This is a genomic window from Burkholderia sp. NRF60-BP8, assembly GCF_001522585.2.
GTDB lineage: Bacteria > Pseudomonadota > Gammaproteobacteria > Burkholderiales > Burkholderiaceae > Burkholderia.
Genome location: NZ_CP013372.1, coordinates 2,453,816 through 2,473,740, shown reverse-complemented (window position 1 = coordinate 2,473,740; position 19,925 = coordinate 2,453,816). Strand labels below are relative to the sequence as shown.

Annotated in this window: 17 protein-coding genes; 10 read left to right on the top strand and 7 right to left on the bottom strand. The window is 67.7% G+C overall.

Annotated elements, in window-relative coordinates; all coding sequences use genetic code 11:
• Positions 1-26 precede the first annotated feature (26 nt).
• Positions 27-1,418 carry an MFS transporter gene (locus WS54_RS11430; RefSeq protein WP_059780027.1) on the bottom strand — a complete coding sequence of 464 codons (1,392 nt, stop codon included), beginning with the start codon at positions 1,416-1,418 and terminating at the stop codon, positions 27-29.
• A gap of 238 nt (positions 1,419-1,656) precedes the next feature.
• Between WS54_RS11430 and WS54_RS11425 the strand changes: the two genes are divergently transcribed.
• The gene (locus WS54_RS11425) at positions 1,657-3,234 is read left to right on the top strand and encodes an aldehyde dehydrogenase (NADP(+)) (protein ID WP_059780026.1); all 1,578 of its coding nucleotides are present in this window, start codon (positions 1,657-1,659) and stop codon (positions 3,232-3,234) included.
• 374 nt (positions 3,235-3,608) lie between these two features.
• Positions 3,609-4,163, top strand: a complete 555-nt coding sequence (locus WS54_RS11415) for a hypothetical protein (protein ID WP_059780025.1) — start codon at positions 3,609-3,611, stop codon at positions 4,161-4,163.
• 116 nt (positions 4,164-4,279) lie between these two features.
• Here the strand turns inward: WS54_RS11415 and kdgD are convergent, their stop codons facing one another.
• Positions 4,280-5,194, bottom strand: coding sequence for a 5-dehydro-4-deoxyglucarate dehydratase (gene kdgD, locus WS54_RS11410; protein ID WP_034206085.1), 915 nt, complete (start codon positions 5,192-5,194; stop codon positions 4,280-4,282).
• Positions 5,195-5,422: 228 nt separating this feature from the next.
• On the opposite strand from kdgD, the gene garD reads away from it, so the two are divergent.
• The 4 genes from garD (at position 5,423) to WS54_RS11390 (ending at position 8,760) form a co-directional block, all read left to right on the top strand.
• Entirely contained in the window at positions 5,423-6,976 is a 1,554-nt protein-coding gene (garD, locus tag WS54_RS11405) for a galactarate dehydratase (RefSeq protein WP_034206086.1), read from the top strand.
• A gap of 224 nt (positions 6,977-7,200) precedes the next feature.
• The gene (locus tag WS54_RS11400; RefSeq protein WP_059499365.1) at positions 7,201-7,593 is read left to right on the top strand and encodes a nuclear transport factor 2 family protein; all 393 of its coding nucleotides are present in this window, start codon (positions 7,201-7,203) and stop codon (positions 7,591-7,593) included.
• A gap of 79 nt (positions 7,594-7,672) precedes the next feature.
• Complete coding sequence (locus WS54_RS11395) at positions 7,673-8,128, top strand: RbsD/FucU family protein (RefSeq protein ID WP_034206088.1); 456 nt, start codon at positions 7,673-7,675, stop codon at positions 8,126-8,128.
• A 194-nt stretch (positions 8,129-8,322) separates the two neighbouring features.
• On the top strand, positions 8,323-8,760 hold the full coding sequence (locus WS54_RS11390) for a DoxX family protein (RefSeq protein ID WP_059780024.1): 438 nt from the start codon (positions 8,323-8,325) through the stop codon (positions 8,758-8,760).
• Between the two features lie 105 nt (positions 8,761-8,865).
• Here WS54_RS11390 and WS54_RS11385 read toward each other — a convergent pair whose 3' ends face one another.
• Positions 8,866-10,176, bottom strand: coding sequence for an MFS transporter (locus tag WS54_RS11385; protein ID WP_034206090.1), 1,311 nt, complete (start codon positions 10,174-10,176; stop codon positions 8,866-8,868).
• Positions 10,177-10,492: 316 nt separating this feature from the next.
• Positions 10,493-11,671, bottom strand: a complete 1,179-nt coding sequence (locus WS54_RS11380; RefSeq protein WP_059780023.1) for a branched-chain amino acid ABC transporter substrate-binding protein — start codon at positions 11,669-11,671, stop codon at positions 10,493-10,495.
• Between the two features lie 587 nt (positions 11,672-12,258).
• Between WS54_RS11380 and WS54_RS11370 the strand changes: the two genes are divergently transcribed.
• On the top strand, positions 12,259-13,053 hold the full coding sequence (locus WS54_RS11370) for an AraC family transcriptional regulator (protein WP_059780022.1): 795 nt from the start codon (positions 12,259-12,261) through the stop codon (positions 13,051-13,053).
• Positions 13,054-13,147: 94 nt separating this feature from the next.
• Here WS54_RS11370 and WS54_RS11365 read toward each other — a convergent pair whose 3' ends face one another.
• Together WS54_RS11365 and WS54_RS11360 are read right to left on the bottom strand one after the other, a co-directional pair.
• Positions 13,148-13,411, bottom strand: coding sequence for a hypothetical protein (locus tag WS54_RS11365; RefSeq protein ID WP_006489463.1), 264 nt, complete (start codon positions 13,409-13,411; stop codon positions 13,148-13,150).
• Between the two features lie 281 nt (positions 13,412-13,692).
• Positions 13,693-15,585 carry a bifunctional sugar phosphate isomerase/epimerase/4-hydroxyphenylpyruvate dioxygenase family protein gene (locus WS54_RS11360; RefSeq protein WP_059780021.1) on the bottom strand — a complete coding sequence of 631 codons (1,893 nt, stop codon included), beginning with the start codon at positions 15,583-15,585 and terminating at the stop codon, positions 13,693-13,695.
• A 256-nt stretch (positions 15,586-15,841) separates the two neighbouring features.
• Between WS54_RS11360 and aroQ the strand changes: the two genes are divergently transcribed.
• From aroQ to WS54_RS11345, 3 genes are read left to right on the top strand one after another with little or no spacing between them, the layout of a single operon-like run.
• Positions 15,842-16,297, top strand: a complete 456-nt coding sequence (aroQ, locus tag WS54_RS11355) for a type II 3-dehydroquinate dehydratase (protein ID WP_027781502.1) — start codon at positions 15,842-15,844, stop codon at positions 16,295-16,297.
• Complete coding sequence (locus tag WS54_RS11350) at positions 16,294-17,148, top strand: shikimate dehydrogenase (RefSeq protein ID WP_059780020.1); 855 nt, start codon at positions 16,294-16,296, stop codon at positions 17,146-17,148. The genes aroQ and WS54_RS11350 overlap by 4 nt, the downstream gene beginning before the upstream one ends.
• 36 nt (positions 17,149-17,184) lie before the next feature.
• Positions 17,185-18,528, top strand: a complete 1,344-nt coding sequence (locus WS54_RS11345) for an MFS transporter (protein WP_034206094.1) — start codon at positions 17,185-17,187, stop codon at positions 18,526-18,528.
• 101 nt (positions 18,529-18,629) lie between these two features.
• Here the strand turns inward: WS54_RS11345 and WS54_RS11340 are convergent, their stop codons facing one another.
• Entirely contained in the window at positions 18,630-19,739 is a 1,110-nt protein-coding gene (locus tag WS54_RS11340; RefSeq protein ID WP_059780019.1) for a 2-aminoethylphosphonate--pyruvate transaminase, read from the bottom strand.
• Between the last annotated feature and the right edge of the window lie 186 nt (positions 19,740-19,925).

The following is a 19,925-nucleotide window of genomic DNA, read 5'->3' as shown; positions in this document are numbered from 1 at the left end:
GGCCGCCGTTGCTCGAAGATCGAACCTCACGCGTCGCGATGCCGCAGTTCGACGCGCTTGATGTCCTTCACGATCACGAGATAGCTGAACACGGTGACGAGCGCGTTCAACCCGACGAACACGAGCGCGCCGTTGAACGAGCCGCTCGCGCCGACGAGGTAGCCGATCGCGATCGGCGCGACGATGCCCGCCGTATTGCCGAACATGTTGAACAGGCTGCCCGACAGGCCGATCGCCTCTTTCGGCGCGGTGTCCGCGACGACGGCCCAGCCGAGCGAGCCGATCCCCTTGCCGAAGAACGACAGGGCCATCAGCGTGATGACCAGCGCTTCGCTGTCGACGTAGTTGCAGCCGATGATCGCCATCGACAGCGCCATCCCGCCGACGATCGGAATCTTGCGTGCGAGCGTCAGCGACACGCCGCGGCGGATCAGCGCGTCCGACAGCATCCCGCTGAGCACGCCGCCGAGGAACCCGCAGATCGCCGGCAGCGACGTCATGAAGCCGGCCTTCAGCAGCGACATCCCGCGCGCCTGCACGAGGTAGATCGGGAACCACGTGAGGAAGAAGTACGTCAGCACGTTCACGCAGTACTGGCCGAGATAGACGCCGAGCAGCATCCGGTTCGACAGCAGCTGACGCACGTAGTACCAACCCGCCACGCGGCTGCCTTCGGACGCGCCGCCGCTGCCGCGCGCGCCGGCCGGCCGGCCCGTCGAGCGCACCAGCCCGCCGCCCTGTTCGATATGCTCGAGTTCCGCGCGGTTTACGCCCGGATGGTCGACCGGATCCTTCATCACGCGCAGCCACAGGAGTGCCAGTGCGATGCCGGCGAGACCGAGCCACAGGTACACGTGGTGCCAGCCGTACGCATGCGTGAGCCACGCCATCAGCGGCGAGAACACGACGGCCGCGAAATACTGCGCGGCGTTGAAGATCGCCGATGCCGTGCCGCGCTCGGCGGTCGGGAACCAGCTCGCGACGACCTTCGCGTTCGCCGGAAACGCGGGCGCTTCCGCGATGCCGACCGCGAAGCGCATCGCGAACAGCGCGGCGACCGCGAACGCGGCGCTGCCGCCGAGGCCGATCGTGCTCTGCAGCAGCGTGAACGCCGACCACAGGAAGATGCTCGCCGCATACACGCGCCGCGCGCCGAAGCGATCGAGCAGCCAGCCGCTCGGCAGTTGCGCGAGCACGTACGCCCAGCTGAATGCCGAGAAGATGTAGCCCATCGTCACCGGATCGATGCCGAACGCCTTGCGGATCGGCGTGCCGGTGATCGACAGCGTCGCGCGGTCCGCGTAGTTGAGCGTCGTGACGACGAACAGCATCGCCAGGATCCAGTAGCGCACGGCGGTTCGACGCGCGGTGCGCGCGAGGTCGAGCGGGAGATCGCGAGGGGAGGTCTGATTGCTCACTTTAAACGTACGTCGTCGTATGACATGGGCGAAAGTTTATTGAGAATGTGCGAATCCAGAAACCTCGGGTTTTCCCTCGAGGATCGTCGTCACAATATGGGAAGACCGGGATTCTCTGGCCCCGCGAGGCGGGCGGGTGTATCGTCGGCGCCTTCGCGGGCGGCGCGATACCGTCGGCAGACATCGTATCTGTTGAGCTACAATGAGCAATCCATTCCCGAACCACGGAGCACACCCCATGCAACTGACAGGAGAGATGCTGATCGGCGCCGAAGCGGTGGCCGGCTCGGCCGGAACCTTGCACGCGTTCGACCCGACGAAGGGCGTGCCGATCGACGTCCCGGCGTTCGGCGTCGCGACGCAGGCCGACGTCGACCGCGCGTGCGAACTCGCACGCGACGCGTTCGACGCGTACCGCACGCAGCCGCTCGCGGCCCGTGCGGCGTTTCTCGACGCGATCGCCGATGAAATCGTCGCGCTCGGCGACGCGCTGATCGAGCGCGCGCATGCCGAAACGGGCCTGCCGGTCGCGCGGCTGCAGGGCGAGCGCGGCCGCACCGTCGGCCAGCTTCGGCTGTTCGCGCGCGTCGTGCGCGACGGGCGCTTCCTCGCCGCGTCGATCGATCCCGCGCAGCCGGCCCGCACGCCGCTGCCGCGTGCGGACCTGCGGCTGCAGAAAATCGCGCTCGGGCCCGTCGCCGTGTTCGGCGCGAGCAATTTCCCGCTCGCGTTCTCGGTGGCCGGCGGCGATACCGCGTCGGCGCTCGCGGCCGGCTGCCCGGTGATCGTGAAGGCGCACGAAGCGCACCTCGGCACGTCCGAGCTGGTCGGCCGTGCGATTCGCGCCGCGGTCGTGAAAACCGGCATGCCGGCCGGCGTGTTCTCGCTGCTGGTCGGCCCCGGCCGCGTGACCGGCGCGGCGCTGGTCAGCCATCCGGCGATCCAGGCCGTCGGTTTCACCGGTTCCCGGCAGGGCGGGATGGCGCTCGTGCAGCTCGCGAACGCGCGCCCGCAACCGATTCCCGTCTATGCGGAAATGAGCAGCATCAACCCCGTCGTGCTGTTTCCGGCCGCGCTGGCCGCGCGCGGCGATGCGATCGCGACGGGCTTCGTCGATTCGCTGACGCTCGGCGTCGGCCAGTTCTGTACCAATCCGGGCCTCGTGCTCGCGATCGACGGCCCCGATCTCGACCGCTTCGAGACGGTCGCCGCGCAGGCGCTCGCGAAGAAGCCGGCCGGCGTGATGCTCACGCGCGGCATCGCCGATGCGTACCGCAACGGTTGCGGCAAGCTCGCCGAGCTGCCCGGCGTGCGCGAAATCGGCGCGGGCGAGGCTGCGCAGACCGACTGCCAGGCGGGCGGCGCGCTGTACGAAGTCGGCGCGCAGGCGTTCCTGGCCGAGCCGGCGTTCAGCCACGAGGTGTTCGGGCCGGCGTCGCTGATCGTGCGCTGCCGCGATCTCGACGAAGTCGCGCGCGTGCTCGACGCGCTCGAAGGCCAGTTGACGGCCACGCTGCAGATGGATGCCGACGACAAGCCGCTCGCGCGCCGGCTGCTGCCGATCCTCGAACGCAAGGCCGGGCGCCTGCTCGTCAACGGCTACCCGACCGGCGTCGAAGTGTGCGATGCGATGGTGCACGGCGGCCCGTTCCCCGCCACGTCGAACCCGTCCGTCACGTCGGTCGGGGCGACCGCGATCGAGCGTTTCCTGCGGCCGGTGTGCTATCAGGACTTCCCGGACGACCTGCTGCCCGAAGGGTTGCAGGAAGGCAATCCGCTGGCGATTCCGCGGCTGCGCGACGGGAAGGCGGAGTGACGTGGCGTAACCGCTGAGCGCAGCGTCCCGGAAGGGGCGCGTTCCGGCACGTCGAAACGCGGCGGCGGGGCCCACGGGCCCCGCCGCCTTTTTTATTCAACGCGGGCTTTCGTGCCGGCTTCGCTCGGTCACTGAGCAGGGCGGGCGGCGAGTTCCAGGCGCTCCGCTGCAACCAGCAGGCGCCGGTCGCGCGTCCATAGCTTGCTGCCGCCGGTATCAATCACGACATCAAATGGCGCTCCGGGTGATGCGCAGACGGGGTGGTGAGCGGTCGGCTTTCCTGTTGCCCGCGTTTCTCTTACAGTAGCGAAGCCGCGAGCCGTCCGGTTCGCAGGCGAGCCTGAGAGATCACAAGACCAACAAGGAACCATCCGATGAATATCAGCAAGCGTGGCGACCACCTGTTCGCAGCCGGGTTGTGGAAAGCGATCGGCGACGTCGCGAAATCGGTTCGCACCCAGATCGGCGAATACAGCGAAGGGCGTGTGCTGGCCGACGCGCTGTTCGCGCTGCAGCGCGAGCTGGGCGGCAGCGAATTCGACGTGACGATCAACCAGGGACGGCCCGTCGCGGGCTCCGATCCGCATTCGTTGATCTTCGGCAGAGCCGTCGAGCGCTTCAGGTACGACATGCAGGCGGTAGTGTTCGCGCTGAAGCATCGCCGCAGCATCGACGGGCCGAACGGCGCGCAGCGTGCCGACGCGCTCACGCAGGCCAACACGCATCTCGCGACCGCGAAGCAGTACGCGATGTTTACCGTCGGGCGGTTCTTCGATGCTGTCGTCGACCGCGACGTGCTGGAACAGATCATGAGCGCCGAGTCGCCGGCGCGCGGCCGGCCGCTTGCGGCGCGCAAAGGGATCGACGAGACGCAGCGGACGCTCGCGAGCGTGCGGCAGCGGATCATCGGCGCGATCGCGCAGATGTAATGAAGTGGCCGCGCCGGCTCGTCGAGCCGCGCGGCCATCGCGTGATACGGATACGGACGCGTGCGGGAGCCGGCGCGCCGTGCCGATCAAGGCCCCGCGCCGCCGGCGAATCCCGCTTACTGCGGGCCCATCTTCTTGATCAGCACGTCGAGCTCGGCCGCTTCTTCGTCGGTCAGGTCGACGAGCGGTGCGCGCACCGGGCCCGCGTCGTGGCCGACGAGCTTCGCGCCCGCCTTCACGATGCTGACCGCGTAGCCCGCGCGGCGATTGCGGATCTTCAGGTACGGCAGGAAGAATTCGTCGATCAGGCGGCCGACCGTCGCGTGGTCGTCCTTCGCGATCGCTTCGTAGAATTGCATCGCCGTCTTCGGGATGAAGTTGAACACCGCCGACGAGTACACCGGCACGCCGAGCGCCTTGTACGCGGCCGCATAGACTTCGGCCGTGGGCAGGCCGCCGAGGTACGCGAAACGGTCGCCGAGGCGGCGGCGGATCGTGACCATGCTTTCGATTTCGCCAACGCCGTCCTTGAAGCCGATCAGGTTCGGGCAACGGTCGGCGAGGCGCTCGAGCATGTCCGCATTCAGCTTCGAATTCGCGCGGTTGTACACCACGACGCCGATCTTCAGCGCGCGGCAGACCTGCTCGACGTGGTCGGCGATCCCTTCCTGGCTCGCTTCGGTCAGGTAGTGCGGCATCAGCAGCACGCCGCTCGCGCCGAGGCGCTCGGCTTCCTGCGCATATTCGATCGCGACGCGCGTTGCGCCGCCCGCGCCGGCGAGGATCGGCACCTTGCCCTTGCAGGTTTCCGTCGCGACGCGGATCACGTCCGAATACTCGCGCTGCGTGAGCGAGAAGAATTCGCCGGTGCCGCCGGCCGCGAACAGTGCGCTCGCGCCATACGGCGCCAGCCATTCCAGGCGCTCGGCATAGGTGGACGGGCGGAAGCTCCCGTCGGCGTCGAAATCCGTCAGCGGAAACGACAGCAGGCCGTGGGAGATGATCTGTTTGAGTTCTTGCGGTGAAGTCATGGTTGGGTCGTCCGTCTAGCGCGAGTGCGGGGTTCGTCGGTACGGCATCCGGGCCATATTGGCGATGTCGTTGTATGTCATCGTACAACGCAAGAATGAGCGGCGCAAGCGGTTTGCTGGCTGGCCAAGGGTAGGGTCTTTCCGGATAGGGGTTTACGCAGCATCGTCGAATGACGTTGAATGTCGTATGATGACTAACGATATCGCAGATAGCTTCCAGGAATTCCGATGACTGCTTCCCCTCTCTACATCCGCGTGCATCCGGACGACAACGTCGCGATCGTCGTCAACGACGGCGGTTTGCCCGCAGGCGCGACGTTCGCCGACGGGCTGACGCTGTGCGAAGGCGTGCCGCAGGGGCACAAGGTCGCGCTTGTCGACCTCGCGGCCGGCGATCCGGTCGTGCGCTACAACGTGGTGATCGGCTACGCGCTGACCGACCTGCGGCGCGGCAGTTGGGTCAACGAGCGCACGATGCGCATGCCCGAGCCGCCGGGCCTCGACGACCTGCCGCTCGCCACGCGTGCCGCGCCGCCGCTCGAGCCGCTCGAAGGCTATACGTTCGAGGGCTTTCGCAATGCCGACGGCTCGGTCGGCACGCGCAACATCCTCGCGATCACGACGACCGTGCAGTGCGTGTCGGGCGTCGTCGAGCATGCGGTGAAGCGGATCAAGGACGAACTGCTGCCGCGCTACCCGAACGTCGACGACGTGGTCGGGCTCGAACACACGTACGGCTGCGGCGTCGCGATCGACGCGCCCGACGCCGACATCCCGATCCGCACGCTGCGCAACATCAGCCTGAATCCGAACTTCGGCGGCGAAGTGATGACCGTGAGCCTCGGCTGCGAGAAGCTGCAGCCCGAGCGCCTGCTGCCGCCGGGCGCGATTCCGGTGGCGGCCGACGGCGCGACCGACAACGGCGGCGTGGTGTGCCTGCAGGACGCCGCGCACGTCGGCTTCAACTCGATGATCGATTCGATCATGAAGATGGCCGAATCGCATCTCGAGCGGCTGAACCGCCGCCGTCGCGAAACCTGCCCGGCGTCGGATCTCGTCGTCGGCGTGCAATGCGGCGGCAGCGACGCGTTCTCGGGGCTCACCGCGAATCCGGCGGTCGGCTTCGCGGCCGACCTGCTCGTGCGCGCGGGCGCGACGATCATGTTCTCGGAGGTGACCGAAGTGCGCGACGGCGTCGCGCAGCTCACGTCGCGCGCGGCAAACGAGGACGTCGCGCGCGAGATCATCCGCGAGATGGACTGGTACGACCGTTACCTGCAGCGCGGCCGCGTCGACCGCAGCGCGAACACGACGCCGGGCAACAAGAAGGGCGGCCTGTCGAACATCGTCGAGAAGGCGATGGGGTCGATCGTGAAGTCGGGCAGCGCGCCGATCGCCGGCGTCGTGCGCCCCGGCGATCGCGCGCGGCAAAAGGGGCTGCTGTACGCGGCGACGCCCGCGAGCGATTTCATCTGCGGCACGCTGCAGCTCGCGGCGGGGATGAACCTGCACATTTTCACGACCGGCCGCGGCACGCCGTACGGCCTCGCGCAGGTGCCGGTGATCAAGGTCGCGACGCGCAGCGATCTCGCACGCCGCTGGCACGACCTGATGGATCTCGACGCGGGGCAGATCGCGACCGGTGCGGCGACGATCGAGGACACGGGCTGGGCGCTGTTCCGGCTGATGCTCGACGTCGCCAGCGGCAAGCGCCGCACGTGGGCCGAGCAATGGAAGCTCGCGAATGCGCTGACGCTGTTCAATCCGGCGCCGGTGACCTGACGCGTATGCGGGGGGGGGGGGGGCGGCAAGACGATGCGGGCGCCTTCGGGCGCCCGTTTTCGTTGCGATGCACGTGGCGATCGGGCGCGGGCATGCGGCACGTGGCCGGCGCGATTTCCTTACCTCCCGCGTAATCGACCGCCCCCGCCGGCCGGGCGACGATAGCGGCACGCGGACACGAAACGTCCGCGACAACGTCAGTCACCGACACAAGGAGTCTCGCCATGAACACCGCTCAATCCGCATCGTCCGTTCACGCCGATCTGATCGACCGCTACTTCGACGCGTGGAACGAACCCGACGTCGTGCGCCGCCGCGCGCTGATCGATGCGACGTACGCGAGCGACGCGGCCTATCGCGATCCGCTGATGGCCGGCGACGGCCACGCGGGCATCGACACGATGATCGCCGCCGTGCAGCAACGTTTCCCCGCATACCGCTTCCGCCGCACGACCGACGTCGACGCGTTCGGCCAGCACCTGCGATTCTCGTGGGCGCTCGTGTCGCCCGACGGCGCGGCGATCGTGAAGGGCTCGGACTTCGGCACCGTCGACGCGTCGGGCCGCCTCGCATCGGTCACGGGTTTCATCGACGAAATGCCGGCCGCGGCTTCGTGACGTGAACGATGTACGCACCGCGGTCGCCGGGATCGGGTAACGTTATGCGATTCGTTCCTGAACCCGGAGACTAGCCCACATGTTGAAGAATCTCGATCCGCTGCTGCACGCCGACATCCTGCACACGCTGCGCGCGATGGGCCACGGCGACGAAATCGCGATCTGCGATGCGAATTTCCCCGCGGAATCCGTCGCGGAGCACACGGTGGTCGGCCGTGCGCTGCGGATCGACGGCGCCGATTCGGCGCGCGTCGTGCGCGCGGTGCTGTCCGTGCTGCCGCTCGACACGTTCGTCGACACGCCCGCGTGGCGGATGGAAGTCGTCGGCGATGCTGCCGCGGTGCCGCCCGTGCAGCGCGAAGTGCAGGCCGAGATCGACCGCGCGGAGGGGCGTTCAGTGCCGCTCACCGGCGTCGAGCGTTTCGCGTTCTACGAGCGCGCGCAGCAGGCATATGCGGTGATCGTGACCGGCGAACAGCGCGGCTACGGCTGCTTCATCTTCAAGAAGGGCGTGCTGTTGAGCGACGCGGGCTAAACGCGTTTTTTCGGCGCGCCGGGCTGCCGGCGCCGCCGCCGCGGTGTAAAGATTTGCTACAACCTTTTTCTTGGACACCGCGAAAAGACCCTCTATGCTGGCCCATTTGCCGCGCGCCCTTCCGGGGCCGCGCGGCGCCGAACCGCACGGGCGCGCCCCGCGCGGGCGGCCGAATTGCATACGAGGAGAGAGGCATGACGCGTACCGTCGATTCCGGCGTCATTTTTTTCGCACGCCTGGCGCTGGCGGCGTTGTTCTTGTGGGGCGGCATCATGAAGCTGCTCGGCTACGGCGATTTCGTCGCGTATCTGCACACGATGAACGTGCCCTATCAACAGGTCGTCGCGCCGATCGTCGTCGCGATCGAGGGGCTGGGCGGCCTGCTGTTGATCGTCGGCTACAAGGTCCGGCCGCTCGCGTTGCTGATGGCGGTCTACACGATCGCGACCGCGATGGTCGGGCACAATTTCTGGGACGCGACCAACGCGGCCGTCCAGCACGACATGGTGATTCACTTCTGGAAGAACGTCGCGATTTCCGGCGGCTTCCTGCTGCTGTTCGTCACCGGCGCCGGCGGCGCGAGCATCGACGCGTTGCGTCGGCCGAGTTCGTCGTACGGCTTGCTGCGTTGAACTGACCGGGCGCGCGCCGCTACGCGAAGGCAAGTCAAAAGGGCCGAATCCCGCACGCCGCGGGATTCGGCCCTTCGTTCATCCAGCGGGCGCGGGCGCCGGCGTTCAGTGCGTGCCCTGCACGTCCTTCGCATCCTTCGAGAACTGCACGGCGATCGCGCCGAGCACGCAGATCGCCGCGACGTACACGACCGGTGCGAGCGGATTCGACTTCATCATCAGCGACACGATCACCGGCGTGAGGCCGCCGAAGATCGCATACGCGACGTTGTACGAGAACGAGATGCCCGAGAAGCGCACGACGGCCGGGAAGCTCTTCACCATCACGAACGGCACCGCGCCGATCGTGCCGACCATGAAGCCCGCGATCCCGTAGTAGAGCGGCAGCGTCGACGCATCGGCCGCGACCTGCGCGAACAGCAGGTAGTAGCACGCGGCCAGCCCGATGCCGCCGATGCCGAGCACGCGCTTCGCGCCGATCCAGCCCGCGAGCGAACCCGCGGCGATGCAGCCGGCCGTCAGGCACAGCGTCGCGACGCTGTTCGCGAACAGCGTCGTCGCCGGCGTCAGGTGGAACTGCTTCTGCAGCAGCGCGGGCGTCATCAGGATCACGACGACGATCGCGGCCGACAGCATCCACGTGAGCAGCATCGACACGATTACCGCGCGGCCGTGATCGCGCAATACCGCCTTCAGCGGAATCTCGGCCGCGAGCGCCTTCTTCGCCTTCATCTCGGCGAACACCGGCGTTTCGTGCAGCCAGCGGCGCAGGTACACGGAGAACAGCCCGAACACGCCGCCGAGCAGGAACGGGATGCGCCACGCGAACGCGCCGACTTCGGCCGTCGAGTAGCGGCTGTTGATGCCGGCCGCGACGAGCGAGCCGAGCAGGATGCCGGCCGTCAGGCCCGCGGTCAGCGTGCCGCATGCGTAGCCGATATGGCGCGACGGCACGTGCTCGGACACGAACACCCACGCGCCCGGCACTTCGCCGCCGACCGCCGCGCCCTGCAGCACGCGGAACAGCAGCAGCAACACCGGCGCGAGGATGCCGATCGTGTCGTAGGTCGGCAGCATGCCCATCAGCAGCGTCGGCACCGACATCATCAGCACGCTCAGCGTGAACATCCGCTTGCGGCCGAACAGGTCGCCGAAGTGCGCCATGATCACGCCGCCGAGCGGGCGCGCGAGATAGCCGGCCGCGAAGATGCCGAACGTCTGCAACTGGCGCAGCCAGTCGGGAATGTCGTGCGGGAAGAAGAGTTGTCCTATCGCCGGCGCGAAGAACACGAAGATGATGAAGTCGTAGAACTCGAGGGCGCCGCCGAGTGCGGCAAGGCCAAGGGTCTTGTAGTCGCTGCGCGTGAGCGCGCGTTCGGCGGCGCGAGGCACGCCGCTCAATTCGGAAGCTTGCATGGTCAGGACGATCGGTTTTCGAATGTTGTTGTCGGTGCTGCGTCTCCAGGGCCCGCTATCGGCATGGACTGACAAGGCGCGGCTTGCGTCGTCGAAGCATGCCGCGTGCCGGGTGAGGCACGCGACACGCGCCGCCGCACCGGGATGGGGCACGGCGGAGACGAGGCGTCAAAGCGGGTGGGGGGATTCTACAGGAGCGCGAAATGCCTGCACGCGGGCGCGCGCCGAGAACGGCTTCGGACCATGCAGCCGAAGCGCGCGCGGCGCGTGCGGCCGGTGAGCCGCCAGTGCGCCGCGCGAGGCAGGGCCGGCGTAATCAGTTGCCGGCGATCGTATCGACCGGCTTGAACGCGCCGCGTTCGACCTTGTAGATCGTCACCGGCGCATCCTTCAGGTCGCCCTTCGAGTCGTACGCGATGCTCGCGGCCGACACGCCCTTGATCGACACCTTGCCGAGGTACGGCGTATACACCTTCGGATCGGTCGAATTCGCTTCCTTCATCGCGGTGAGCAGCGCGATCGTGCCGTCGTACGAGTACGGCGAATACGTGATCACGTCTTCGTTGAAGCGCGCCTTGTAGCGTGCCGCGTAGCCGGAGAAGCCCGGCATCTTTTCCTTCGGCAGCCCGCCCATGTAGACGATCGCGCCTTCGGCCGCGTCGCCGCCGACCTTCAGGAACGTCGGCGAGCGCGACATCTCGCCCGTCACGAACGCCGACTTCATCCCGAGCTGGCGCATCTTGCGGATCATCGGCGACGATTGCGCGTCGCCGCCGCCGTAGAAGACCGCGTCCGGATTCACGCCCTTCAGGTTGGTCAGGATCGCCGAGAAATCGAGCGCCTTGTCGTTCGTGAAGTCGCGCTTGACGATCGTGCCGCCGGCCGCTTCCACGGCCTTCGCGAATTCGTCGGCGATGCCCTGGCCGTAGGCCGTGCGGTCGTCGATGATCGCGATGTGCTTGAAGCGCAGCGTCTTCACCGCGTACGTGCCGACGATGCGGCCGGCCTGCGCGTCGCTCGTCAGCAGCCGGTAGGTCGTCTTGTAGCCGCGCGCCGTGTATTGCGGCGACGTCGCCATCGAGATCTGCGGCAGCCCCGCGCGATCGTACAGGTCGGACGCGGGGATGCTGGTGCCCGAGTTGAAGTGGCCGATGATCCCGCGGACGTTGTCGTCGATCAGCCGCTGCGCGACGGTCGTGCCGGTGCGCGGGTCGGCCTGGTCGTCCTGCGAGTCGAGCTGAAACGTGACCGGCTTGCCGCCGATCGTCGGATGCGTCGCGTTGAAATCGGCGATCGCGAGCTGCACGCCCTTCTGCATGTCCGTGCCGTAATTCGACTGCGGGCCGGTCAGCGGTGCGGCGAAACCGATCTTGACGACGTCGGCGGCGACGGCGTGCGCGCCCGACAGTGCGCAGGCGGCGGCCAGCGCGACGTGCGATACCTTCAGCTTCACTTTCACTTCCCCTTGATGGCGTGGTTGGGCCGCCGCCGGCATGCGGGCCGGCGCCGGTAAACCGGGCGAGACGTATCGGTCCGCAGGCCGACGCGCAGGCCGTGCGTGCTTGTCGCGTGCTGCGCGCGCTGTGCCGGAATCGGCGTGCGCGGCGGCGGATGCGGTGGGCCGCGCGTGCCGATTGCGGCAGCGGCGGGATGTCGTCTCGTGACCGTGAAGCGAAGTCTAGGTAACGAAAATGCGTGCGTCTTGCGCGTTCGATGCGTGGCTGGCGACGATATCGGCATATCGTCGATAACCCTGATATATGCCGAAATCGTCATGACGAATGCGCAAACCCGCCAAGACGCGGGTCGTCGGCATTTTTAGGATGACGGATTCGGGAGCGTGGCGCCGGCGTGTCGATGCGCTGCGGCGGCGGTAGCGGCGGGAACGGCTGCCGGCCGCATACCTGCCGCGTAATGGCGTAGTAGTGGTTGCGCGCGCAACCTGTCCCGCTGACCGATGCAACCGGCCGGGACACACGACGCAACCGGCCGCCGTCTTGCCTGCCCCGCGTTCGGCGCGACGCGATCGAAGGGGCGCTCCTATAATCGACGCCATCTGCCACTCGCTTCGCGGTTGCCGGGATGACGACCTTGCTTGCCGTACCGCCCATGAGCCTGTCCGATACGTTGCGCCACCAGCCCGACAACGCCGATCTCAGTGCGATGCTCGCGCATTTCCGCCTGCTCGAACCGGTATTCGATGCGCTGCCGGATGTCGCGTTCTTCGTGAAGGATGCGAGCGGCCGCTACGCGCTCGTCAATCGCACGCTGGCGATGCGCTGCGGCTACAAGGACAAGCGCGACCTGCTCGGCAAGACGGCCGACGAGGTGTTTCCGCACCGCTTCGGCCGGAGTTACTTCGAACAGGACATGGCGACGATCAATGCCGGCCAGCAGTTGATGGACCAGCTCGAGCTGCACCTGTATCCGGGCCGCCAGCCGGGCTGGTGCCTGACCTGCAAGGAGCCGCTGCGCGACGCCGCGGGCCGGGTGGTCGGCCTCGCGGGCATCTCGCGCGACCTGAAGGCGCACGAGGGATCGCACCCGGCGTACAGCCGGCTCGCCGATGTGGTCCAGCACATCCAGGATCACTACGTGCAGCCGCTGAACCTGAAGCAGCTCGCGCAGATGGCCGGGATGTCGGTCGCGCAGCTCGAACGCTACTTCCACAAGGTGTTCCACCTGACGCCGCGCCAGGTGCTGCTGAAGACGCGGCTCGACGCGGCCACCGCGCTGCTGGTCACCCACGACAAGGTGACCGACGTCGCGGCGCTATGCGGCTACACGGATCACAGCGCGTTCACGCGCCAGTTCAAGGCGACGGTCGGCGTGACGCCGACGGAATACCGGCTGATGCTGCAGGAACGCGCGGGGTGATGCTACTCGCCGGCGTGGCCGGCGGGTCGCGGGGATCCTGTCGGGCGGGAAAGAGGGAAGGGGTGAAAGCGGTGAAAGCGGTGAAAGCGGCGGCTCAGCGGTAGCCGAGCCCTTTCAGGACGGCCGTGCCGTCTTCGGTCAGCCGGAAGCTCGGGGCCGTATCGGGGTCGAGCTTGACCATTTCGACGAGGCCGGCTTCCTGCAGCGCGGGCAATTCGGGTTTGGCGTTCGCGCCGATCGGTGCATGCAGCAGCACGAGCAACGTCGCGATTTCATGATGACTGAGCAGGCGGCGCAGCATCGTCTTCTTTGCAGGGGGCGCGGCCGGGCGGCCCGCGGGTGCTTCTACGGCGCTCATCGCTTTCCTCCTTTTCAAGATAACCATCGGGTACTGGTTGCGGATGGTGCCGTCGAAGACTTAAGCGATTCTTAAAACCGTGGCGGGCGACGCAATGCTGCACTGCGGCGTGGGTTACCGGATGTAACGTCAGACGACGCGCGGCTTCCGGCATGTGCGCGGGCCGGCCGCGCGGCCGGCCCCGTGGCCGCGCTTTGCCACGATGGCGCGGGCGAGCGGCGCCCGTCCGCTCGACTGCCGACGTGCGAACGCGGTCCGGCCCCCAAACGCCGGTCCGTTCCTTATTTCCTGCGCTGCGCCTGCGCGGCGAGCCGCACGGCCGCATTCGCGGCGCCGTAGCCGTCGTACCCGCCGCGCCGCTCGACGATCTCGAGCGAGAAGCGGTTGTCGACCAGTTCCGTATACGCATGCAGGAATTCGCCGCCGTGCTCGTCGCGGTCGTAGAGCAGGTGGTGCGAGCTCAGCGTGTCGATCAGTTCGTCCGGCAGCGCGTAACGCGCGGCGAGATCGTCGTAGTAGTTGGCCGGAATGCGCAGGAACGGCACGCCGTCGGCCGCGAACGCGGCGACCGTCTTCACGATGTCGTCGGTGCGGAACGCGACGTGGTTCAGCCCGGTGCCGTGGTAGCGGTCGAGCGATTCGGCGACGGCCGTGTGACGGTCGACCGATGCGTTCAGCGCGATCCGGACCGAGCCATCGGCGCTGCGCACCGCGCGGCTGCGCATCAGCCCGTACGGGTCGGGCACGAGCCAGCTGCGCTCGGCTTCGAAGCCGAACGCCGTCTTGAAGAACAGGATCCACGTGTCGAGCGCGTCGGCCGGCAGCGCGAGGCACACGTGGTCGATGCCCGTCAGCGGGCCGACTTCGCTCGGGCCGTCGATGTCGGTCAGCACGAAGTCCGATTCATACAGCGTCGGCGCATCCGGCGCTTCGTCGACGAAATATTCGAGGCTGCCGTCGGGCGCCTTCACGCTCGGCAGCACGCGTTCGTTCGGCCCGACCCGGCCCGAGAACGGCGCGTAGCCGAAGCCGGCCGCGCGTTCGAACGCCACTTTGGCGTCGTCGACGCGAAACGCGGACGCGCACAGCGACAGCCCGTGCTGCTGGAAGAACGCATCGGCGAACGAGTCGCGCTCGGCGTTCAGCACGATCGATGCGGCGCCGTGCTGGAACAGCGTCACGTCCTTCGAGCGATGCCGGCCGGCGAGCCGGAAGCGCATCCGGCCGAGCCATTCGCCGACGGTCGCCGCCGCCTGCGCGTCGACCGCGAATTCGATGAACTGGAACCCGACGTGTGCCGGCGGCGCGGGCGGTGCGAACAGCGGCTGGCCGGCGGCCGGCGCGCGACCCTCCCGTGCGAGCCGCGCGCGCGTCAGGTCTTCCAGGTAGAGCAGCGAGCGATGGCCGTCCGCGGCCGTGAGCGCGGTCGGCGCCGCGCGGAAACCGTCGTTGAAGATCTCGAGCGACAGCGGCCCCGTATAGCCCGACTCGATCACGCGCGCGGTGAAGCGCGCCAGGTCGAAGTCGCCCTGGCCCGGGAACGAGCGGTAGTGGCGGCTCCATTCAAGTACGTCCATCGCGAGCTTCGGCGCGTCGGCGATCTGCACGAACGCGATCCGGTCGCCGGGGATGTCGGCGATCGCGTCCGGCGAATCGTCGAGCGACAGCGTGTGGAAGCTGTCGAGCGCGAGGCCGAGGTGCGGGCTGTTCACCGCATTCACCAGTTGCCACGCGTGGCCGTACCGTTTCACGACGCGGCCCCACGCGAGCGCTTCGTACGCGGCCACCACGCCGGCCTGCCGCGCGGCCTCGGCGAGCGCGCCGAGCTGGTCGACGAGTAATCCGTCGTCGGCGATCGTATCGGCCGACACGCTGCTGCAGACGAGGATGCGGTCGGTGCCGAGCGCATGCATCACGTCGAACTTGCGCTTGATCCGGTCGAGATTGCGCGCGAGCTGGGCCGCGCTCACGCCCTCGAAGTCGCGAAACGGCTGGAACAGCACGATGTCGAGGCCGAGGTCGGCGGCCATGCGCCGGACGTCGGCCGGCGATCCATCGAAGTAGACGAGGTCGTTTTCGAAGATTTCGACGCCATCGAAGCCCGCGGCCTGGATGGCGGCGAGCTTCTCGGCGAGCGTGCCGGACAGGGACACGGTGGCGATCGAGCGCTGCATGGGCGATTCCTGCGGATGAGCGGGGCATGACGCCGGTCGAACCGACCCTGAATGAACCAGTCGTTGAGTTCGGCGCGGGCGCCATATCCCGAATTTACTGGGCTAGTGATGCATATTGTACAAACTAACTAGATGGTACAAATTAGCGAAAACCCGAAAAGACATTGCGCTTGCGCAAGCGCACACTAGCGCCAAATCTCGACGTCAGGGGACGAAGTCGGCTCACGATTCGCCCCCGTTTCTGGAGCAAAATCACATGAGCAAGCACAAGGTGCTGGTGCTGAACGGCCCGAATCTGAATCTGCTGGGCACGCGCGAGCCCCACATCTATGGCGCGGAAACGCTCGCCGATCTCGAGCAGCGCTGCCGCACGGCGGCGGAAGGGCTCGGATTGGAAATCGAGTTCCGCCAGTCGAACGCCGAGCATCAACTGATCGACTGGCTGCATGCCGCGCGGCACGACACGCACGGCATCGTGATCAACCCGGCCGCCTATACGCATACGTCGGTGGCGCTGGCCGACGCGCTGTCCGCGATCGCGAAGCCGGTGATCGAGGTGCATATCTCGAACGTCCATCGCCGCGAGGCGTTTCGCCACCATTCGTACGTGTCGGCGATCGCCGAAGCCGTGATCTGCGGCTGCGGCACCGAAGGCTACGTGTTCGCGCTGCAGCGCCTGGCGACGCTGTTCGCGCAGGGAGCCGCCCGATGAGCCGCCCGTCGTTTCTGATCGGCCTGATCGGCCAGGGCATCGGCGGTTCGCTGTCGCCCGCGATGCACGAGGAAGAGGGATTCCGCCAGGGCTTTGGCTACGTGTACCGGCGCATCGATCTCGACGTGCTGGGCGTGAACGTCGACGCGCTGCCGCAGCTGCTCGAGGCCGCGCAGCGGATGGGCTACAACGGGCTGAACATCACGCACCCGTGCAAGCAGCGCGTGATCGAGCATCTCGACGCGCTGTCGGACGACGCGCGTGCGCTCGGCGCGGTGAACACCGTGCTGTTCAAGGACGGCAAGCGGATCGGCCACAACACCGACTGGTCGGGCTTCGCGAAATCGTTCCACCGCGGGCTGCCCGGCGTGTCGCTCGAACGCGTCGTCCAGCTCGGCGCGGGCGGCGCGGGCGCGGCTGTCGCGCACGCGGCGCTGCAGATGGGCGCGGCCGAACTGACGATCTTCGACGTCGACGGCGCGCGGGCCACCGCGCTGGCGGGCGAATTGCAGCAGCGCTTCCCCGCGGCCCGGGTCGCGCCGGGTAGCGATCTCGCGGCCGCGATGCGCGCCGCGACCGGCCTGATCCACGCAACGCCGACCGGCATGGTCAAGCATCCGGGCCTGCCGCTGCCGGCCGAACTGCTCCACGCGGGCATGTGGGTGGCCGACATCGTGTATTTCCCGCTCGAAACCGAGCTGATCCATGCCGCGCGCGCGGCCGGCTGCGCGACGCTGCCGGGCGGCGGGATGGCCGTGTACCAGGCCGTCGACGCATTCGAGATCTTCACCGGGCGCACGCCCGACGCCGAGCGGATGTTCGATCACTTTCAGTCGCTCGTCGCGCGCTGACCCCTTACAGACACAGAAAGAGACCAGGAGACGACCATGCAGCACACCACCCACACGAGCGCCGCGCCGGCGCAGGCGGCCGGCACGGTCCGGCGCACGTCGGCGCGCTACAAGATCCTCGCGCTGCTCGCGATCGGCACGATGATCAACTATCTCGACCGCACCGTGCTGGGCGTGGCTGCGCCGCAGCTCACCAAGGAGCTTGGCATCAACGCGGCCGTGATGGGCATCATGTTCTCCGCGTTTTCGTGGACGTACGTGGCGATGCAGGTTCCCGGCGGCCTGTTCCTCGACCGCTTCGGCAGCAAGATCACCTACTACTGGTCGATGACGCTGTGGTCGTTGTGCACGTTCCTGCAAGGCTTCGTGCCGGGCGTCGCGACGCTGCTCGCGTGTCGCCTCGGCCTCGGCATCACCGAGGCGCCGTGCTTCCCGACCAACAGCCGCGTCGTCGCGACGTGGTTCCCGCAGAACGAGCGCGCGATGGCGACGGGCACCTATACCGTCGGCGAATACATCGGCCTCGCGTTCTTCAGCCCCGTGCTGTTCGCGCTGATGGGCGCGTTCGGCTGGCGCTCGCTGTTCTGGGTCGTGGGCGCGGTCGGCATTGCGTTTGGCCTCGTCTGGTGGAAGCTCTACCACGAGCCGCGCAACCATCCGGGCGCGAACGCGGCGGAGCTGGCCTATATCGAGGCGGGCGGCGGCCTCGTGCACGGCGCGCGCAAGACCGACGACAAGAGCGGCAAGGCCGCGCAGCCGAAGTTCAGCTGGGCGATGGCCGGCAAACTGCTGAAGAAGCGCCAGCTCGCGGGCATCTGCCTCGGCCAGTTCGCCGGCAACTCGACGCTCGTGTTCTTCCTGACCTGGTTCCCGACCTATCTGGCAACCGAGCGTCACATGGGCTGGCTGAAGATCGGCTTCTTCGCGGTGATGCCGTTCATCGCCGCGTCGGTCGGCGTGATGTTCGGCGGCGTCTTCTCCGACTGGCTGCTGCGCCGCGGCAAGTCCGCGAACCTCGCGCGCAAGCTGCCGATCATCGCGGGCCTGCTGCTCGCGTCGACGATCATTCTCGCGAACTACGTGCAGAGCAACGAAGCGGTGATCGCGATCATGTCGGTCGCGTTCTTCGCGCAGGGGATGGCCGCACTCGGCTGGACGCTCGTGTCGGACATCGCGCCGGACGGCCTGCTCGGCGTGACGGGCGGCATCTTCAACTTCGCGGCGAACCTCGCCGGCATCATCACCCCGCTCGTCGTCGGCTTCATCGTCGCGTCGACCGGCTCGTTCGTCGGCGCGCTCGTGTTCATCGGCGTGATCGCGCTGGTCGGTGCGCTGTCGTACATCTTCGTCGTCGGCGACATCAAGCGGATCGAGTTGTAAGGACCGGTTCCCCGCACATTCGGTGCGTTCGCCCGGCGGCCGATCGGCCGTCGGGCGTTTTTATTTGCGCGTGTCGGCGGGCGGCCGGCACGTACGCACTTTCATGCGTGCTGCATCGCGATGCCGAGCGATTCGACCGCGGCCGCGATGGCGGCGACCGCACGCCGGATATCGTTCGCGTCGATCGCGCCGATGCAGCCGACGCGGAACGTCTCGACGCGCGTGAGCTTGCCCGGATACAGGATGAAGCCCGCGTCGCGCACCGCGTCGTAGAAGCGGCGAAAATCGTAGGCCGGATGGTCGGGCGCGTGGAACGTGACGATCACCGGCGCCTGCACGCTGGCGTCGAGGAACGGCACGAAGCCGAGCGCGCGCATCGATTCGACCAGCGTCCGGCAGTTGTCCGCATAGCGTGCGCCGCGCGCCGGCTGGCCGCCTTCGGCGAGGTACTGGTCGAGCGCGGCGCGCAACGCGGCGATCACGTGCGTCGGCGGCGTGAAGCGCCATTGCCCCGTCTTGCGCAGATACGCGTATTGATCGTGCAGATCGAGCGCGAGCGACGGCGAATTGCCTTCGCTCGCGTCGAGCGCATCGCGCCGCACGATCGCGAACCCCATTCCCGGCACGCCTTCGAGGCATTTGCCGCTGGCCGAGATCAGCGCGTCGATGCCGCTGTCCGCCAGCGCGATCGGCAGCGCGCCGAACGAACTCATCGCATCGACGATCAGTCGCTTGCCGTGCCGCCGGCACGCGGCCGCGATCGCATCGAGCGGATTCAGGATCCCGGCGCTCGTTTCCAGGTGCACGAGCGCGACGTGCGTGATGCGCGGCTCGCGGGCGAACGCGGCTTCGACGGCCGCTGCGTCGACGGCCGCGTCTTCGCCGAACGGCAACGCGATCGCGTCGATACCGAGCCGGCCGAGAATCTTCAGGATGCGCGCGCAATACGCGCCGTTGTCGGGGACCAGCACGACGCCGTCGCGCGGCACCAGCGTGCCGAGCGCGGCTTCGACCGAGAACGTGCCGCTGCCCTGCATCGGCACGCACACGTACGCATCGCCGCCGCCCGCGATGGCGACGAGGTCGGCACAGACGCTGGCCGTCAGTCGATTGAAAGCGGCGTCCCACGACCCCCAGTCATGTTGCATTGCGTGGCGTGTTGTGGCGGACGTGGTGAGCGGGCCGGGCGTGAGCAGGATCGGGTCGGGCATGGTTTTTATCTCCGGCAAAGGGCGAATGAAACGCGGGACGGCATTTCTGAATGACTTGCATGATAGTGGCAAAATGTGTCATTTTTTGGAAATTGTGGCATTCGTCACGGGTTTGTCATCGAACGCTGTGATCCTTCGGTTGCCGCGCCGCACCCAGCCTGAGCGCGGTAGCGAGGCGGGCCGCCA

What these genes read in the sequence shown, in the direction of transcription:
- WS54_RS11425 (WP_059780026.1), top strand. Translation starts at nt 1,657, where the DNA reads ATGCAACTGACAGGAGAGATGCTGATCGGCGCCGAAGCGGTGGCCGGC.
- WS54_RS11415 (WP_059780025.1), top strand. Translation starts at nt 3,609, where the DNA reads ATGAATATCAGCAAGCGTGGCGACCACCTGTTCGCAGCCGGGTTGTGG.
- kdgD (WP_034206085.1), bottom strand. Translation starts at nt 5,194, where the DNA reads ATGACTTCACCGCAAGAACTCAAACAGATCATCTCCCACGGCCTGCTG.
- garD (WP_034206086.1), top strand. Translation starts at nt 5,423, where the DNA reads ATGACTGCTTCCCCTCTCTACATCCGCGTGCATCCGGACGACAACGTC.
- WS54_RS11400 (WP_059499365.1), top strand. Translation starts at nt 7,201, where the DNA reads ATGAACACCGCTCAATCCGCATCGTCCGTTCACGCCGATCTGATCGAC.
- WS54_RS11395 (WP_034206088.1), top strand. Translation starts at nt 7,673, where the DNA reads ATGTTGAAGAATCTCGATCCGCTGCTGCACGCCGACATCCTGCACACG.
- WS54_RS11390 (WP_059780024.1), top strand. Translation starts at nt 8,323, where the DNA reads ATGACGCGTACCGTCGATTCCGGCGTCATTTTTTTCGCACGCCTGGCG.
- WS54_RS11385 (WP_034206090.1), bottom strand. Translation starts at nt 10,176, where the DNA reads ATGCAAGCTTCCGAATTGAGCGGCGTGCCTCGCGCCGCCGAACGCGCG.
- WS54_RS11380 (WP_059780023.1), bottom strand. Translation starts at nt 11,671, where the DNA reads ATGCCGGCGGCGGCCCAACCACGCCATCAAGGGGAAGTGAAAGTGAAG.
- WS54_RS11370 (WP_059780022.1), top strand. Translation starts at nt 12,259, where the DNA reads ATGACGACCTTGCTTGCCGTACCGCCCATGAGCCTGTCCGATACGTTG.
- WS54_RS11365 (WP_006489463.1), bottom strand. Translation starts at nt 13,411, where the DNA reads ATGAGCGCCGTAGAAGCACCCGCGGGCCGCCCGGCCGCGCCCCCTGCA.
- WS54_RS11360 (WP_059780021.1), bottom strand. Translation starts at nt 15,585, where the DNA reads ATGCAGCGCTCGATCGCCACCGTGTCCCTGTCCGGCACGCTCGCCGAG.
- aroQ (WP_027781502.1), top strand. Translation starts at nt 15,842, where the DNA reads ATGAGCAAGCACAAGGTGCTGGTGCTGAACGGCCCGAATCTGAATCTG.
- WS54_RS11350 (WP_059780020.1), top strand. Translation starts at nt 16,294, where the DNA reads ATGAGCCGCCCGTCGTTTCTGATCGGCCTGATCGGCCAGGGCATCGGC.
- WS54_RS11345 (WP_034206094.1), top strand. Translation starts at nt 17,185, where the DNA reads ATGCAGCACACCACCCACACGAGCGCCGCGCCGGCGCAGGCGGCCGGC.
- WS54_RS11340 (WP_059780019.1), bottom strand. Translation starts at nt 19,739, where the DNA reads ATGCCCGACCCGATCCTGCTCACGCCCGGCCCGCTCACCACGTCCGCC.